This window comes from Stenotrophomonas sp. PS02301, assembly GCF_029959485.1.
Lineage (GTDB): Bacteria > Pseudomonadota > Gammaproteobacteria > Xanthomonadales > Xanthomonadaceae > Stenotrophomonas > Stenotrophomonas maltophilia_Z.
This window is the reverse complement of sequence record NZ_JASCOO010000006.1, coordinates 1-17,110: the sequence shown is the minus strand read 5'-3', so window position 1 is coordinate 17,110 and position 17,110 is coordinate 1. Positions and strand designations below refer to the sequence as shown.

Here is a 17,110-nt window from a genome sequence, read left to right as displayed (position 1 = left end):
CCTTTGGAAGAAAGAGGGAGGCACCACGCCGGGTGGGCGTGGTGCGCTTGCCGCGCTTAGCGGCGCAGCTTCAGTGGGGCGCTGAGGGGGGAGGTGGCGCCGTCTGCGGTGGTCACCGTGGCAGTCACGTTGGCTGCCTTGCCGGCATCTACCGATGCCAGCGGGAACACGAAGCTGGCGTGGCCCTTGGCGTCCACCGGGACCTGGATGAAGCCCAGGTAGCGCTCGGCCTCGGTCATGCCGGCCTTGCTGTTGGCGAACAGCTCCACCCGGTACAGGCTATCCGGAATGCCTTGGAACTCGCCACGCACGCCGATGCCACCGTTGCTGGCGCCCAGCGTGGAGAGCAGGGTCGGCGCGGCTTGGCCGTGATTGGGCGAGGGCTCGCAGCCATCGATCTGGCCGTCGAGCGCGCAGATGGTCTCCAGCTTGGACGGATCACCTTCTACGCCGCCGCCCCGGTTGCCGATGAATTTTCCGTGCTCCAGCCCCGGCACGTTGAACACGATGGCCCCTTTGAGGTCCGGCAGGCAGGAGCCACCGGCGAAGCAGCGGCGGATGTCTTTGCCGTTGTCGATCATCACGTTGGCACTGATGGTGTTGACTGCAGGGCCTGTCACTCGGTTGCGACCGGGTGCAGCGTCCGCGCCGGGCTCTGCCTGCGGGCGCACCGATACCGCGACGCGGTTTCCGATCATAGTGTTGCCGTCGACGATATTGCCGGTGCCGCTGAGCGTCACCGCCGAGGAGATGCCGGTGAACGTGTTGCCGGAGATGTAGTTGCGGTTGCCCCAGTTGAGCTGCACGCCGTCGGACAGGTTTTCCCAGTGGTTGTGTACCACCACGTTGTCGTTACCCCACAGGATTTCCAAGCCCTGCGACGGCTCTTCGTTGTCCTTGTCGTTGCTGGTGATGAAATTGTCGGCAACCAAGTTAAAGGCGGCGCCGCGGGTCATTTCCATGGCATCGCCGTTGTTGATGAAGCGGTTGCGCAGGATGCGGTTGTGCAGCGTGGTGGTGGCGGTGGAATTGCCCTTGCCATCGTCGGCAGTGACCATGATGCCGGCACCGCCCTTGTTGCCGACGATGCGGTTGTCATGAATGAGGTTGCCGCTGGCGCGGTTGACCAGGATGCCAATGCAGAAATTGCTGATCTCCAGCCCGCGGATCTCCACCGCTTCGGTGTCGCGCAGGATCAGGCCCGGCTTGGTGGTAGTGCGCACGTTGGTGCCGTACTGGCCTTCCACCGCACCCGGGCAGGCCCGGGTGCCCGGGCCGACCACGTAGGCCGAACCGTCGATGGCCACATAGGTGCCATTGCGCGCCCAGTCCACATTCTCAATGACCACCGGGCCTTTGATGGGCGGAAGCTCGCGGGTGGGCTTGATGATGTACGGGCCGGCGCCGATAGCGCTGAGCTCAATGCGGTAGTGCCCGGGGTTGGCGTTGTTACGCTCCAGCGCCCAGCGCAGGGTGCCGTCACTGCCATCATCGGCGTAGCTGGTGACCTTCAGCACCGTCTGGGCGCCGCGCGGCAGGGCCGGGCCGGCAAGGCTCTGGGCAAAGGCAGGGGTGGCCAGCAGGGCCAGTGCGAGCAGTGAACAGGTGGGGGTGATGCTCATCTTGCATTCCTTGGAGAGACGAAGTGGTCACACCGGGAGGGGGCACGGCTCAGAACGCGGTCAGCGCTCTTGTCATGCCGGCTCCACAGGGTCTTGGAGCCGAAGCCCACGCGGTTGTCGGTGAACTTCAGATGCAGTAGGCGAATCTCCCAGACCGGCGCGGTCATGCCGTGCGCCTGGGGGAATCGCCGGTAATACAGTTCCAGCGCGGGAGCGGCGTCAGCTGGGGTATCCAGGTGCTTGGCGGTGCCGGTGTATTGCAGCCCGTGGATCTGCTGGATGTCGCTGAACTGGTCGGTGATCGTGCCGGCCGCTTGGGGGTTGATGGAGAGCATTTCACCGTGGCGGGTGTCGAGTGAGCTCAGTAGCAGCAGCCGGGTCTGCTCTTCATCAAATGCGTAGAAGGCGCTGGCCGACCAGGGGATGTCGTCGTAGCTGGTAGCCAGCGCAAGGACGCTGTGGCTGTGCAGGAACTCGACCAGAAGCGCGGGAAGCGGGTTCATCACGGTGCCCCAGGCCTAGAAAAAGTGAGACCAGAAGGCCGAGATCGGCATGGCCAGCAGCAGCGCGGGCAGCATGTTGGCGACCGGGAAGACCTTGATGCCGCAGATGCGGAAGCCGGTGGCAAGCATCAGCAGGCCGCCCACCGCAGAAAAGTCCGCAATCATCGCCGACGTGGTCAGCGGCAGGATCAGCACCGCACCGAAGGCCAGGCTCAGCTGAATCACCAGCTGCGGCACCGCAATGGTGGCCACCGCATAGCCAAGCGTGGTGGCGAAGATGGCGGCGGTGAACAGATCCAGGAACGACTTGGCGATCAGGATCGAGGAGTCGCCGGTCATGCCTTCGTTCATCGAGCCGAAGATGCCGGTGCCGCTCGCGCAGAACAGCACCAGGATGGCGACGAACTTCTCCAGAAACTCATCCTGGGACAGGCCGCCAGCCTTGGCCGGCACCACCTTTTCAACCAGGGCGCGGGCGAAGCCCCCGACCTTGCCGATGCCGCGCTCCAGGAAGACCAGTTCTCCGATCAGGGCGCCGAGGATACCTGCCAACACCATCACCGGCATGTGCGCCGCACGGTTGATCAGGATCACGCCCATGGCCATCGAGGCAACGCCGAAGGTGAGTGGCATGGCACTGCGCAGCCGTTCCGGCATGCGTTGCGCTAGCGCCGCGCCGGTCAGCGCGCCGATCAGTACAGCGGCGCCATTGATGTACGGGCCAACGATCATGTGCGTTCTCCTTCGGCCAGCGTGGCCGGCAGGGTTTCACCCCAGCGCGGCAGGGAGGGATGATCCAAGCCGAGCAAGCCGATGGCGCGTGCCGCGCTGTGCGCGATCATGTCCTCGATGGTCTGCGGGCCGGCGTACAGAGAAGGCACCGGCGGAAACACGATGGCGCCATACTCCGTGACCGTGGCCATGTTGCGGATGTGGCCCAGATGCAAGGGGGTCTCCCGGGTCATCAGCACGAGCCGGCGGCGCTCTTTCAGCACCACGTCGGCGGCGCGGGTGAGCAGGGTGTCGGTGACGCCGCTGGCGATGGCGCCCAGCGTGCGCATCGAGCAGGGCGCCACAATCATGCCCAGCGTGCGGAACGAGCCGCTGGCAATCGCTGCCCCGACCGCTCCTGCCGGGTAGCTGACATCGGCCAGTTGTTCGACCTGATCGCGGTCGAACGCGGTTTCATGCTGCCTGGTCAGGCCGGCCGCTTTGGACATCACCAGATGGGTCTCCACGCCCAGCTCCCGGAGGAGCTGGAGCGCTTTGACGCCATACTGGAAGCCCGTGGCACCGCTGATGCCGACGATTACTCTTGGCTTCTGCATGACGATCTCCGCTTACTTGACGAAGCCGGGAATGAAGCGGCTCACATCCACATCCATGAACTGCGATCGCTGGAAGTTGGCCTTCAGCTTGTAGGGCACCGTGCAGTCGAAGATCGCCTTGCAGGTGATCCCGTGATCGCGAATGGATGGGCTGAAGGCGGGGTCCTGCGAAGGATCCAGCGGATGGCAGCGCACACCGGGAATAAAGACCGTGCTGACGTCACCCTGGTAGCGGGTGGTCATCGCCCAGACCACATCGTTCATGTCGAACAGATCCACGTCTTCGTCAACAAGGAAGACATGCTTCAGTTCGGAGAAGGCGGCAAACGCAAGAAGTGCGGCCTGCCGCTGGCGGCCTTCATCCTGGCCACTGCGCTTCTTCACTTGCAGCACAGCAACGTACTTGCCGGTCCCTGGTGAGGGGCAATGCACGTTCTGCACAAAGCCGGGCAGGGCACGTTCCACCAATTGCAGGATGCTGGCCTCGGTCGGGATGCCGGCCATATTGGTGTGTTCGTCGCTCGGCCCGATGCAGGTCTGCAAGATCGGATCGCGGCGATGCGTGATGGCCTTAACCTTGATCACCGGGACCTCCATCTTGGCTTCACCGGTGTAGCCGGGGAACTCGGGCATGGCCTTGCCCGTATTGGTGTTCTGGTCCTCACGCACGCGGTAGTTCGGCACCAGTTCGCCCTCGATGACGATTTCCGCATTGGCAATCGCCCGTGCGCCCACGGCCACGCCTTCTACAAGTTCCACTGCGCGGCCGCGGAGGCCACCGGCGATGGACAGCTCGTCAAAGCCAAGCGGGGTGGTCGGCGGCTCAAAGCACGCGCCGATCTCGATGGCCGGGTCCACACCGATGCTGATAGTGATCGGAAGCGGCTTGCCGGCCTGCTCGGCCTTGATGCGGAACTGGTCGAGGTGACGGCCCGGCACAAAATACATGGAGATCTCATCCTTGCCCTGCACGCACAGGCGATGGATGGTGACGTCGTGTTCGCCGGTTTCCGGATCGGCCGCGTAACACATGCCCAATGTGAAGTACGGGCCGGCATCTTCTGGGGTGTTCTTCGGCGCGGGCAGCAGCGTGCGCAGGTCGAAGCCCGGGTCCGTGGCGAGATGCACCACTTCTTGGCAGACCGCCTTCTCTCGAGGGATGACGATCGGGGCGATCGCGTTGTCGACCGAATCACGCAGCAGGAAGCCAAGTTTCTCTTTCGGCACGCCGAACATGCGGGCCACGCGCTGGCGCGAGGCCAGCAGGCCGATCAGCACGCGAACGTCCGGGTAGCCCTTGACCTTGTTGAACATCATGGCCGGCCCAACCCGGGTCGGTCGTTGCACGGTGCCGCCGGCGCCGACGTAGCGGTAAACCCCGGAAAGCTCGGCTTCCGGATCGACCGGCTCGTTGGTTTCGATGTATTCGCCGTCGTACGTCTGCAGCAGCGCCAGTGCCGAGCGCAGGTCATGCACGTCAACGTTGCTGGGGAGGGTCTTTCTCATCACTGTGTCTCCGGTGGGGATTCGGTCTGTTGATGCCGATACTCCGCTTCCATCGGGACCGCTGCATTGATTTAAATCATTTCAAGTAATTGATTTAAAAGGAAAACATATCAAAACGCCAAAGGCGCCCGTGCCGCCTTTGGGTGCGGACACGTGACGCCTTTTCGATGGGGCACAGGGTAGGCGGACGGGCGCGGGAAACTATGGAAAAGTATGGCGCCGGGCCACCAGCAGGGAGGGCTCAGCCGGTGGAGCGCTCGTGCGCGGCCGGCAGAGTGATTCGCGCCTGCAGCCCGCCTTCGGTGCGATTGCGCAGTTCCAAGTGCCCGCCATGGGCCTGGACGCAGTCGCGCGCAGTTGCCAAGCCCAGGCCGACGCTGCTGCCGGTTTCCCGGTGGCGAGCCTGGTCAAGCTGGAAGAACGGCTCGAAAACTCGTTCCAGCATGTCCTCGGCGATGCCGGGGCCGTCGTCGGCGATATCGATGCATACGCCGTCTGCGCCCAAGTCGCGGAGCACCACGCTGACGTGCTGGCCGTGGCGCAGTGCATTGACGATGAGGTTGTCCAGCGCACGCCGCAGCGCGATAGGGCGGCAGCGGTAAAGCACCGGCAGCGGTGCGTCGAGCCCGACGACATGCCCCATGCTGCTTAGGCGTCGGCACACTTCCTTGAGCAGGCCATCCAGTTCAACCACTACGCTGTCCTCACTGCGCGCGTTGTGGGTTGCGAAGCGCAGCGTCTCGTTGACCATCTGCCGCACCTCATCCAGCGTGCGCAGCAGTTCGCTGCGCTCCTCGCTGTCGGGCAGCATCGCCGCCTGCAGTTCCAGCGAGGTCAACGGTGTGCGCAGGTCGTGGCTGATGGCGGCGAGCATGCGTGTCCGCTCATCAACGAAGCGCGTAGTGCGCTCGTGCATGACGTTGAACGCGCGCGCGATCTCGCGGATCTCATCAGGGCCCTGCAACGAAAGGGGATCGATGCGCTCGCCACGGCTCATGCGCTCGGCGGCATCGGTCAGTGCGGTGGTGGGGCGCACGATCCGGTTGACGAATACATACAAGAGGATCAGCACGGGCGGAATGCCCACCAATAGCGAGAAACGCAGTAGCTGCCAGCTGTCCCGCCACAACGACTGCACCGGCAGGGCTTGACGGGTATGCAGCCAACGGCCCCCGTCGAGAGAGAGATTGATCTCTACGCACTCCAGCCCGGTGCCTGCCTTGTCCACGGCCGGGTCCAACAGGCGAGTCGCATCATCGTTGCGACAGGGCATGCGAACGGAAATCTGGCTGTCGGGAATCCGTTGGCGCAGATCTTTCGCCAATGCCTGCTCGCGTTCCGAAGTGCCAGCCACGCTCGCCTGCGTGTTGATCCACAGTTGTGCCACGTTGTTGTTGAACGCTTCCAGCCATGTGTCATTGCCCGGTGGCGGGGTCTGCGCGAGGCGATAGGCAGTCAGGGTGCGCGAAAGCACGTGGTCACGGGCGATCGGGTGAAGCACGCCCGACTGCTGCCACAACCCTAATGCACCGAACAGCTGGCCCAGCACGAAGCCACCCAGCATCAGCAGAACTAGCTGGCCGCCAAGGCTGCGCGGCAAGTACCTCATGCGGCCGACTCGTGTTCAACTGTGGCTGCTAGCAGGTAGCCGTCGCCCCAGATGGTCTTGAGAAGGGTGGGGTGGCGCGGGTCGTCTTCGAGCTTGCGGCGCAGGCGGCTGATCTGGCTGTCGATGCTGCGGTCGAAGCTGACGTTGTCGCGCCGGCTAAGGTCGAGTAGATCGTCGCGGCTGAGCACCTGGTTCGGGCGTTCTAGGAAGATACGCAGCAGGCGGTACTCCATGGTACTCAACGCCACCTCCACCCCCAATGGGTCATGCAGGTGCCGGCGCAGCAGGTCCAATGTCCAGCCGGCGAAGCGCAGCTGCCCAGAGTCCGCGCTCCCTGCACTGGCGACGCCCCCGGCCCGGCGGAGCACGCTTCGGATGCGCGCCACGAGTTCGTCGACACTGAAGGGTTTGGTCACATAATCGTCGGCGCCTTGATCCAGCCCGGTGATGCGGTCGGCGTGGTCGGCCTTGGCGGTCAGCAGAATCACTGGCGTGCCGTAGTCCTGGCCGATGTGTCGACACAGCGAAAGACCGTCTTCGCCAGGCATCATCCGATCCAGCACAACCAGGTCGAAATGCAGCTTCAGCAGGTGCGCTCGTGCCTCCACCCCGTTGCTGGCGGTAGAGACCTCGAAGCCCTGCCGCCGCAGGTAAGCGGCCAGCGGATCGCGGATTGAACGGTGGTCATCGACAACCAGCAGGTGTGTCACTTGGGGGTGCGGCCAGTGGGGAATGTTAACGTTAGCAAGCCACCGGCACCGGTGTCGCCACAATTCGCCACAAAGGCTTGTGATCGCCCTGATACGTTCGGCTCATGGATACCCTTGAAGCTGCCTGCGTCGAATCCCAGCTGATTGCTGTTTCGGTCAATGATGAGCCGATCGGGCCTATCGGCAAGGCTGATTGTCATGCCGGTGAGGGGGTGCTTCACCGAGCATTCTCGCTCTTCCTATTCAATCGACAGGGGCAGGTTCTGCTACAGCAGCGCAGCGCGCTCAAACCACTGTGGCCGGGCTACTGGGCCAATAGCTGCTGTTCCCACCCCCGGTGGGGCGAGGAACTGCCCATTGCAGTCTCCCGCCGAGCTCGGGAAGAGCTGGGTGTAATGTTGACCGCGCCATTGACGTGGCACTTCAGCTTCATTTACCACGCGCGCTATCTCGATGTCGGCAGTGAGACTGAACTGTGCCACGTCTATTCTGCTCTTCTAGAAGATGTTGAACTGCACGTGGACCCCAACGAGGTCTGTGCCCACCGCTGGATAAAGAGCCATGAGTTGGATGCTGCGCTCAGGGAGGAGCCAGACGTCTACTCCCCTTGGCTTCATAGGGAATGGCCAGCCCTCAGGGCAGGGCGGGTCAGCCCGGCCAATTCAGCGCGACTCTGAGCATTTGCGCACACTTTTAGGTCGCTCGACCAGTCTAGACGGGCCGATCTGACCGTGCTAGCCTCGGTCATGTAGGTTCTTACCCACCGGAGCTCGCCATCATGTCGTCCGACGACGCGTCATGGAACGCCTTGCAGCAAGAGGCTCAAGTCCGCTCAGCGCTGTCCAGAGCTTCAACGCGAAGGGCTTCCACCGCTGCTGCCCGTCGAAGATTTCAGCATGCGCGGGAAGGTGCTCTGGATATTTCGATGACTCGTTCGAAACAGGGTCGTCGCTGACGAGGATGCGGCCCTGTGAGCGCTACGCTTCCACACAAGTTGTCGAAGCTCTTGGTGTAGCAGCCACTTGAAGGACTGCAACTGGCCCGCATGGCATGCCGCGATGATCACCGCCTATCCAAGGAATCGGGATGCCTTGGGTAATCCGCAAGAAGTGAAAAGAGAGGAAGTGAAATGGCCAAGACAATGAAAGCGATGGTTTACCGCGGCGAGAACGACATCCGTGTGGAGGACCGTGAGGTACCCACGATCTTGGAGCCGACTGACGCCATTATCCGAATGACAAAGACCACGATCTGCGGTACTGACCTGGGAATCTGGAAGGGCAAGAACCCGGAGATTGCCGCTGTCGCTGAAAAGAAGACTGGGTCGTTTGACGGTCGAATCTTGGGTCATGAGGGGATCGGGATCGTTGAAGAACTTGGAACGGCAGTGAAGCGCTTCAAGAAGGGTGACAAGGTCATTGTTTCCTGTGTCAGCCGCTGCGGCACTTGCGAGAACTGCCAGAAGCAGCTCTACGCGCACTGCCGCAACGAAGGTGGCTGGATCATGGGCTACATGATCGATGGCACGCAGGCAGAGTATGTCCGCACGCCTTTCGCTGACACGTCCCTGTACCCCCTGCCGGACGATCTGAGCCAAGATGTGGCTGTGCTGCTGTCCGATGCCCTTCCAACCGCCCACGAAATCGGCGTTCAGAATGGCAACATCAAGCCTGGTGACACGGTGGCGATCGTCGGTGCGGGTCCGGTCGGCATGAGCTGTGTCTTAACAGCCCAGCTCTATTCACCGAGTCAGATCATCGTCGTGGACATGGATGACAATCGCCTGGCGATGGCAAAAGATCTTGGTGCGACCGATGTGGTCAACTCCAGTCGAGAGAATGCAATTGAGCGAATCCTGGAGCTGACCAACGGCCGAGGCGTCGATTGCGCGATTGAAGCGGTTGGGATAGAGCAGACCTGGGACGTCTGCCAGCACGTCGTCAAGGAGGGGGGCCACCTTGCGAATGTTGGTGTCCATGGCAAGGCGGTGAGCTTCGCGCTGGAGAAACTCTGGATCAAAAACCTGACCATCACCACGGGCCTGGTCAACGCGAACACGACGGACATGCTGCTGAAGACATGCTGTTCCGGAAAGCTGCCGATGGAGAAGCTGGCGACTCACCACTTCGCGTTCTCGGAAATCGAGAGGGCCTACGACGTGTTTAAGCATGCTTCTGATGAGAAGGCCATGAAAGTCATCGTCGATTTCGCTACTTGACAGTAAACCGAGGGCTTTTCCGCAGCGGGTGGCAGCGACCCATTCAATGGTTTTGGACATGGTCAGCGCAGATGGCTGATGGTGGCCGGCATGCACTTGGGGGAGAAGGGATTCGCGCGTATCAATCGCATCAAGAAGGGCTACGCAGTCACTTATGAAAGCTGACGAAGCTTGATAGCGGGATGATGCCGGCTTGGCGCGGCGACGAACGAAAGGGCGGCTGGCGGCTTTCGCCGCCAGCCTACGGACGCGGGAGGGGACCCATCCGGTTCTTTAGAAGTAGTAGGCGGCTGAGAACGCTAGGATGTCCGTGCCGACATCAGATTTGCCTTGCGGCGTGCTGCCTGTCGCCGACACCAACGAAACCACGGGCTCATCGAGGAAAAGGTGTGTGTAACCGAAGCTGTATTCGGTCGAGTCGGTGACGCAGCGCTGCAGTCCCGCTGACTGCTTCTGGCCGGATGCTGCCACTGGTGACGGACTTAGGAAGGGACGCTTTGAGTAATCGAGATAAATCACTGTGTTAGACAGCTTTTGCCTTGAGGCAATCGACCTATCCCCGCCAGACAGGATTGAGCTTGTTGCCTAGCTGAGGTGCGGGCGCGCAACAAGCAAGAATGCGGGTGACCAGCTGTACAACGCGACCGTCCGAACTTCATCTACCTCGTAGCCGGCGGACGTCAACTCCCGCACCCACAGATCAGCCGGCTGTTCCCAGTTGTGACGCTGACTGGGATCGCGAACCTTGCCGAGCAGCATCGGTGCTAGGAAGCCCTCCGCGACCAGACTCGCCTGCTCGCCGTAACCTATCAGCCCGCTTTCAAAGCGAGCAGCGATTGACGCAATCTCTTCTTCACTGCCCGCCTCCAGATCTGGCACATCAAACTCAATGATTGCCAGCCTATCAATCCTGGACCTGAGCTCCCTCAATGCCCTGGTCCGTTCGCCAGGCTCCACGGATTGCAGGGAGAAGGTGGCCTGAGCAAGCGCCCACTTGGGGCCGACGTGCGGGCATTCAAGAAAGCTCTGAAGGGTCTTTGGCCACAGCTCGACTTCGGTGCCATCGTTCAGGCCGACCTTGCCAAGTCCAGCTTTCAAGCCCTCCAGCAGTTCCGAAGTGGGCTCAACGACGCCCAAGCGAGCGAGAGAGTTCCGGCTGGATGACAACGGTGGCAGGAGCGCTCGCCCGTCCCCGGCACCGATGTCCAGCAGTGATCGCGCATCAACCGACAAATGCAGCTCGGCGAGCGCGGCATGTACTGCCGAGTAAAGTTCGACATTGCCGCCCCCATTGATGAAGACCTGAAAGGCCTCAGTCTTCTCGTAGGGACTGCGCGCGGCCTGGCCTGCGACCAAGCTGGCCAAGGCGTCACCCAACTTTGAACCGGCGTCAGCTGCTTGCTTGAACGCCGATGCAGCGTCTGCGTGGCGCCCGTCGCCGGTCAAGCGAAGCCCCGCGCTTAGATGATCGAGCATTTCGATCATGGTTTGTTGATCCTTCAAAATGTAAAGAGTATGCCCGTGACATCGGAAGAGAGGCGGGCAAGAAGGTTCACTGAAAGCCTTCACCGACCCGCTCTCCATAACGCAGCGTTTGATTTTGCGGCGACTCTTTCACTCTAGCAATGCGGTTCGCGAAGTCAACGGCATGAAGCTGTTGGGCTCCGGCCAAGGCGGCGTGAGGCCCGCGAGTGCGCGGCAGGGCATCAGTGATAGGTTATTGAGGGTAGGGGCGGATGTCTGCTTACAGCCTTGGATTTAACGAGTCGGCACAGCAGAATGTTCCCGCCGCAGCGGCCTGGCCGTGCAGGTTGCTCATGGAAGACCAAACGCTCTATGGATGTCTCACATCTGGAGGCTTCGAATCTCAAGGGGCCAGCGGCAGCAAACAGTCCAGAAGCTCATCCACGGTCACCCGGATTTTCGGCGCGAGATTGCGTGTCAACGGCCACATAGCCTGTATCGGGGTCCCTCGTATACCCCGGGGCAGCCAGTACGGCCACAAGAGCACCGCTCCTCAGCTCATCGGCTACCAGCCAGGTTGGCAGCTGCGCAATGCCCGCCCCATCGAGGACGGCTGAACGTAGCGCCTCTCCGTCGCTGATGGTGTGCCGACCGTCGATCAACAAACTTGTAGTACCCGCCGAGCCTTCCGGCTGCGTCCAAGGAAGCACGCCGCCAGCGCTCGCGAACGTGAGGCAGTCGTGGGCAGCAAGATCGGACACGCATGCAAGCAAGCCGCAGTCCGCCAGGTAAGCCGGCGAAGCACAGGTCACCACTCGCTGATGCCCCAGGCACCGTGACGCAAGGAAGGCGCTGTTACCCGGCTCGCCCAACCTCACCGCCATGTCGATGCCTTCCTCGAGAAGATCGACAACCCGGTCGGAGAACCTTACCTCCGGACACCGGGGGCGCTGGAGGGTATTCCGTTTTGTCTGGACGTAATGAGCGATGACTATCGCGGGCTCTGGCCGGGCGGCAGCGAGCCGTGGTCGGCTGAACTCGAATTCTTTCACAACCCCTACGCGCGCCACCGCGTCTCCCTCGACCTGGTGCCCGAAGCGACGCATTGGTTCGATCAGGACGGCGACAGGGTCTGTCGATCGGTCTACAAGCACTCCGTCCTATGGTCACGGACGATGATTCTGAACAAGGACGACAAGGTGCCGACGCTGCAAGACTTCATGTCGGAGGACGAGGCTGAACCTTGAGTGCGCAGGCCAGTCGCGCAGCCAAGGACACGGCCTGGCGCGCTTTGATGGCATAGGGGCAGACGCTGCGCTACGGTCGCCGACAAAGTGCGGACTCAGAGAAGATGGCGGACAAGGCAACGGCCGCACTTGGTGCCGCCCCCAACGCAAGGGCAGCACGCAGGCCCGGATTCATGAGCCGGGCCGAAGGCGTCAGCCGAGCGGGGCGAGGGAACGATGGAAGCCTCAAGGGGGGGCAGACGCCGCAGGCGGTTCGATGCGCAGCACGACAGCGCGCCCCAGCCTGCCCCGGGGACGCCCCCTCAGAAGTCGGCTATCCTGTCGGAAACAAGACGTAACGCCCGCCGACGCGTTGTGCGGATGTCATTGCTGAATAAAAAGGACGACGCATGCCAGCGCTTTTCACCGTACTACCCAATGGCAGACGTGTGCCCGAAGGAGCCCGATCCCGGGCGTTCCTACTGACCGATAACTGGGACGACTGGTTCACCTACAGCACGCTGTACTCGCTGATCTTCTATGACGCGCGTGGCGACGAGTTTCAAGTGGGTGGTGTCAAGATCGGTCAATTTCAGATGACCGATGGCCAGCGTCGCCCGCTCATTCCCGATGAGTTCGATGAACTGGGCGAGGAGTTCTTCTCCTTGGGTCAGGACGACAGCTACTACGAAAAACTCAACGAGCTGGGGCCGGAGCTTCGAGACCAAATTCTCCGCGGCCTGCGCGACGTAGCGATCGATCAAGAACGTTTCGGGCGGGCGCTTGGCGAAAAAGTCACGGGCATTTCATTGCTGAGATCGGTCCCCAAAAAGACGGTCGAGACACAGTACTCACGACTCGCGCGAGGTGGCGCGCGCCTCTCTCGCTACGAGTTCACCTACACAGCCGGAAAAACAGGACGGTCGAAGGCTGAGCCGGTGACATTGTCCTTCGTGGTTGAGCCCGCATCCATGCCGCCGACCAACATCCACGTCCTGATCGGTCGAAACGGTGTGGGCAAGACCCATTTACTAACCCACATGTCGCGGTCTTTGGCCGACAAGCGCGCTGATGCAGCGGAGGTTGGATCTTTCACCGTGGTGAGCGAAGACGACGAGGACGATGACGGAGACCTGTTCGCCAATCTCGTTTCTGTCACCTTCAGTGCTTTCGATCCATTTGAGCCGCTGCCCAACCGGCGGGACAAGTCCGAAGGAATGCCGTATGCCTATATCGGACTCAAGCGATCGGGTACGAGCCAGGACGGCAAACCCCTCGCTCCGAAATCGCCGGAACGTTTGTCCACTGAGTTCGGTAGCAGTGTCCTGCTTTGCAGTAACGGCGCGCGTCTTGTGCGATGGCGCCGGGCACTGGAGACACTCGAAGCAGATCCAATTTTTCGCACTGCGGATGTCGCAGGCTTGGCAGAAGAAGGGCTCGAGGACGACGAGCTCAAAGCCAAAGCGAAGAAGCTTTTTGCTGGACTCAGTTCAGGTCACAAGATCGTGCTGCTGACCATCACGAAACTTGTTGAAACTGTAGAGGAACGGACACTCGTGTTGCTGGACGAACCAGAGGCGCATCTTCATCCGCCCTTGCTGTCGGCATTCGTCCGCGCGCTGTCGGATCTTCTGGTCAATCGCAACGGTGTGGCCATCATCGCCACTCACTCGCCGGTCGTGCTTCAGGAGGTTCCTCGGAGTTGCGCCTGGAAGATACAGCGCAGCGGCCGCAGCGTAGAGGCGGAGCGGCCCGAAGTCGAGACATTCGGCGAAAACGTCGGTGTACTCACGCGGGAGGTTTTCGGACTTGAAGTCACGGATGCCGGATTCCACCAATTGCTTAGAGCCGCGGTTGCAGAAGACGACGATTTTCGCGCAGTGCTGCAAAAATTCGACAGCGAGCTAGGCGGAGAAGCACGTGCCCTTGTCAGGGCGCTCATTGCCAACCCCGGCCAGCGAGGGGGCGACATCGAATGATCAAGCTTGATCGTCCGATCCTCGACGCCGAGGACCTATTTGCAACTTGCATCAGCCGCATCCGGGATCCAGATCTGAAGCAGCGCATGGTGGACGTGACGGATGAGATCGTGGAAGCATCCGAAGAGTTCGCTGATGCGGCAGCGCACAACCGTCTTCACCAGATCGTGCGAGAAGCCATGGTCGGCGATCTGGTCACTAGAGCGGAAATGGAAGCCGTCTACACGAATAGGATGGCAAAGAAAGGCGCGCCCGGCCGGGACGCCTATGACACGCTGTTCACGTCGGCCCCTCAAGGAAAATGCCCGCTCTGTGGCCACCGAACGGTGTCAACGCTCGATCACCATCTGCCCAAGGCGCACTATCCGGCGCTCGCCGTCGCGCCTCTCAATCTGGTGCCGGCCTGCGGCGACTGCAACAAGGCCAAGCTGGCTAACCTGCCTGCCACCGCCAGCGAAGAGACTCTGCATCCCTACTTCGACGATATTACCGGCGATCGCTGGCTGTACGCCGAGGTGGTCGAGGGGGATCCGGCTGCGCTTCGCTTCTTCGTCAATGCTCCGGCGCACTGGGGTGCAGTCCTCACCGCACGGGTTGGTCTGCATTTCCGTACGCTGGGGCTGGCTAAGCTCTATGCCTCTGAAGCGGCCGATGAACTACTCAATATCCGCCATCAACTCCAGATCATCCACGCTGCTGGTGGCGCCGCGATGATCCGTGTCGAGATGGAGGAGCGTCGCCAGAGTTCCAGCGCGGTCCGCATTAACGGCTGGCGGACGATCACTTTCGAGGCTTTCGCGGAGAGCGCGTGGTTTTGCGACGGCGGATTCGGTTGAGTGTGGCGTCCCGCAGGCGGCTCGATGCGCGGCACCACCACGCGACCGGCGCCGTTTCTGGTCGGGGACGCCCAACCCGAATCGGCATGCAGGTACCTGGGCACCGATTCGTTGGCGGTCACTGAGGTACCGACAGACCGGGTTTGGTCAAATACGCTGCCAGGCATCTTCACCACCAAAGACAGGCCATGAGTGCACCCCGATCCGATAACCCCAAGCAGATCTGCGAAAACATCCTCATCGAGGGGAAGCGCTACAACATCGAGCACCGCATCCTGCCCAGCGAAAACGCTTTAGCCGATCGGCTGCTTGCTCGTGGCATTGAGCTGACCGAGGCCTACGATGAACTGCACGACAAGCTCCACGCGCATCCGCATGCGCTGCAGGTCTTTCTAGGGCTTGTCCTGAGCACCGCCGCGTTCTGGAGCCCGGAGAAGATCGCGCGGGCGCGTGCCGCACGCGGCGATCTCGGCACCGTCAACCAGCAGATTGCGAAGAAGGCGGCAGAACTCGCCGGTCTGCTGCAGCAGCGTTCCGATCTGCACAACACCTCTGGCTTCAGCGCCGACACCCACTACCACGTGTGCGAAGTGATCGAGGCGGCGGCCAAGAGCAACCACCTTTTCACGTCGTACGTCCAGGAACGCCTCGATGCTCTTCACGGCCAGTTCGACCTGAAGTATTGGCCGTCGCTGAGCGACTTCCTGCTAGAACTGGCCTCCGATGCCGAGGACGCGGTCATGGAAGCCACAGACCCCTTGACTGCGGCCGCCACCGTGGCCTCGCGTCCATCCCGAGCTGATTTCATCAAGGCGCTGCTCGCCGCCATCGACGAAAACAGTGGGCGCAACTACGGCCAACTACCCAACGAATTTAAAGTCACCGACAACACTCTCGCTTCCTTGGCGAGCTGCGTGTTGGGCCTGGGTGCCGAAGACCTGGTCGATGGCGCGTACGTGAAACGGCTCCGTCAGCGTGAACGCGATGGAGCCAAGTAGCCACCGACGGGCCTTTCGGTGACGTCGTTTCGAGGCCGATCAGGCGCAGCCTGTTCGGCGGTGTTTTCCAGGGGCGCCAAGCAACGCGCGGCGGGGATGGGCTGCCAGCCGATCCCCTGGAGGCATGCCAAGGCCGGAGACCGACACACAGGGCACAGCAAAAAAAGGGGGCAAAGCCCCCATGGATCAGATCAAGCCCCGCTCAGCAAACGATGCCGTGTCGTTGCCCGCCACGATGATGTGGTCCAGAACACGCACGTCCACCAACGCCAGAGCCTCCTTGAGGCGCTTGGTCAGCATCTCGTCGGCGAGCGCGACGGCTCTCCGGCGATCCGCTGGGATGGTTGTGGCTGATGATCATGGCCGCCGCGCTGTGCTGCATGGCCAGCTTGACCACTTCGCGCGGATAGACCGCCGCCTGGTCGATGGTGCCCTGGAACAGTTCGACGTACTCGAGCAGGCAATGCTTGGCATCCATCAGCATCACGGCAAACACTTCGCGCTCGTAACCCGAGAGCTTGGCTTTCAGGTAGTCCTTGACCTCGCTCGGCGATGTGAACGATGCGCCGCGCTGGGTCTTTTGGTCGATGACCTGGGGTGCGGCTTCCAGGATCTGGTCGGCCGTTGCCATGAGGTAACGCCCCTGGTCATCACGCACCAGCAGGGAAGAATCGAGTGACAAGGAAAGTGGCGACATGATCGTGCTCCGGTTGCTCGGGCGGAATTGCCCGGAACCGGCTGCAGCACGGCGCAGCGCAAGCAGTCAGGGGTCGAAGACGGCCACGGCCGCAAGCGCCATAGGCGCGCAGCCCTTGACGGCGAGAACGTCGTGATACGGTGAAGGGAACAGCAAGACCGCCCACCCCCGCCCACTGCACACACTCGGCTTTTGGGGCAAGTGGAGCGCGCAGGCCCTCAAGGGCCGGAGGCGTCAGGGATCAAAGCCGAATTGCCGCGACTCAGCACGAGGCGCGGGGCGCAGCCCGCGAACCCGACGGCGCATCGCGCCGGGACGCACGGCCTTGGCTTTCATGGATATTGGGGCCGGGGGGGGGGGGGGGGGCGTATTTGGGGGGGGGTTTTTTTTTTTTTCGCCCAGATTGGGGGGGGG

Annotated in this window: 14 protein-coding genes and 1 pseudogene; 6 read left to right on the top strand and 9 right to left on the bottom strand. The window is 61.9% G+C overall.

Annotated elements, in window-relative coordinates:
* Nucleotides 1–56: 56 nt before the first annotated feature.
* The 7 genes from QMX81_RS02735 to QMX81_RS02705 all read right to left on the bottom strand — a co-directional run bounded on the left by QMX81_RS02735 (nucleotide 57) and on the right by QMX81_RS02705 (nucleotide 7,278).
* Entirely contained in the window at nucleotides 57–1,622 is a 1,566-nt protein-coding gene (locus QMX81_RS02735; RefSeq protein WP_049399700.1) for a NosD domain-containing protein, read from the bottom strand.
* Nucleotides 1,619–2,125, bottom strand: a complete 507-nt coding sequence (locus QMX81_RS02730; RefSeq protein ID WP_049399701.1) for a pyridoxamine 5'-phosphate oxidase family protein — start codon at nucleotides 2,123–2,125, stop codon at nucleotides 1,619–1,621. Before QMX81_RS02730 ends, QMX81_RS02735 begins: the two co-directional genes overlap by 4 nt.
* A 15-nt stretch (nucleotides 2,126–2,140) precedes the next feature.
* On the bottom strand, nucleotides 2,141–2,857 hold the full coding sequence (locus tag QMX81_RS02725; protein ID WP_049399702.1) for a DUF554 domain-containing protein: 717 nt from the start codon (nucleotides 2,855–2,857) through the stop codon (nucleotides 2,141–2,143).
* Nucleotides 2,854–3,453 (bottom strand): UbiX family flavin prenyltransferase, encoded by a 600-nt coding sequence (locus QMX81_RS02720; RefSeq protein ID WP_049399703.1) that lies wholly within the window; start codon nucleotides 3,451–3,453, stop codon nucleotides 2,854–2,856. Before QMX81_RS02720 ends, QMX81_RS02725 begins: the two co-directional genes overlap by 4 nt.
* A 12-nt stretch (nucleotides 3,454–3,465) precedes the next feature.
* Nucleotides 3,466–4,959, bottom strand: a complete 1,494-nt coding sequence (locus tag QMX81_RS02715) for a UbiD family decarboxylase (RefSeq protein ID WP_049399704.1) — start codon at nucleotides 4,957–4,959, stop codon at nucleotides 3,466–3,468.
* A gap of 241 nt (nucleotides 4,960–5,200) precedes the next feature.
* Nucleotides 5,201–6,568, bottom strand: coding sequence for an ATP-binding protein (locus tag QMX81_RS02710; RefSeq protein WP_065427840.1), 1,368 nt, complete (start codon nucleotides 6,566–6,568; stop codon nucleotides 5,201–5,203).
* On the bottom strand, nucleotides 6,565–7,278 hold the full coding sequence (locus QMX81_RS02705) for a response regulator transcription factor (protein WP_049399706.1): 714 nt from the start codon (nucleotides 7,276–7,278) through the stop codon (nucleotides 6,565–6,567). Before QMX81_RS02705 ends, QMX81_RS02710 begins: the two co-directional genes overlap by 4 nt.
* 104 nt (nucleotides 7,279–7,382) lie before the next feature.
* Here QMX81_RS02705 and idi point away from each other — a divergent pair, with 104 nt between their 5' ends.
* A complete protein-coding gene (gene idi, locus QMX81_RS02700) occupies nucleotides 7,383–7,955 on the top strand; it encodes an isopentenyl-diphosphate Delta-isomerase (RefSeq protein WP_049399707.1) in 573 nt (190 codons plus the stop codon).
* Between the two features lie 452 nt (nucleotides 7,956–8,407).
* Nucleotides 8,408–9,496: a zinc-dependent alcohol dehydrogenase family protein gene (locus tag QMX81_RS02695; protein ID WP_049399708.1), complete on the top strand. Its 1,089-nt coding sequence runs from the start codon at nucleotides 8,408–8,410 to the stop codon at nucleotides 9,494–9,496.
* 585 nt (nucleotides 9,497–10,081) lie between these two features.
* Here the strand turns inward: QMX81_RS02695 and QMX81_RS02690 are convergent.
* Complete coding sequence (locus QMX81_RS02690; RefSeq protein ID WP_049399710.1) at nucleotides 10,082–10,981, bottom strand: hypothetical protein; 900 nt, start codon at nucleotides 10,979–10,981, stop codon at nucleotides 10,082–10,084.
* Between the two features lie 959 nt (nucleotides 10,982–11,940).
* On the opposite strand from QMX81_RS02690, the gene QMX81_RS02685 reads away from it, so the two are divergent.
* From QMX81_RS02685 to QMX81_RS02670, 4 genes are all read left to right on the top strand, one after another.
* Nucleotides 11,941–12,207 (top strand): hypothetical protein, encoded by a 267-nt coding sequence (locus QMX81_RS02685; protein ID WP_049399712.1) that lies wholly within the window; start codon nucleotides 11,941–11,943, stop codon nucleotides 12,205–12,207.
* 389 nt (nucleotides 12,208–12,596) lie between these two features.
* A complete protein-coding gene (locus QMX81_RS02680) occupies nucleotides 12,597–14,165 on the top strand; it encodes an AAA family ATPase (RefSeq protein ID WP_049399713.1) in 1,569 nt (522 codons plus the stop codon).
* Nucleotides 14,162–15,001, top strand: coding sequence for an HNH endonuclease (locus tag QMX81_RS02675; RefSeq protein WP_049399714.1), 840 nt, complete (start codon nucleotides 14,162–14,164; stop codon nucleotides 14,999–15,001). The genes QMX81_RS02680 and QMX81_RS02675 overlap by 4 nt, the downstream gene beginning before the upstream one ends.
* Nucleotides 15,002–15,189: 188 nt before the next feature.
* Nucleotides 15,190–15,999: a hypothetical protein gene (locus QMX81_RS02670; RefSeq protein ID WP_049399715.1), complete on the top strand. Its 810-nt coding sequence runs from the start codon at nucleotides 15,190–15,192 to the stop codon at nucleotides 15,997–15,999.
* Nucleotides 16,000–16,185: 186 nt separating this feature from the next.
* Here the strand turns inward: QMX81_RS02670 and QMX81_RS02665 are convergent.
* A pseudogene (locus QMX81_RS02665) lies at nucleotides 16,186–16,696 on the bottom strand (JAB domain-containing protein).
* Nucleotides 16,697–17,110: the final 414 nt, after the last annotated feature.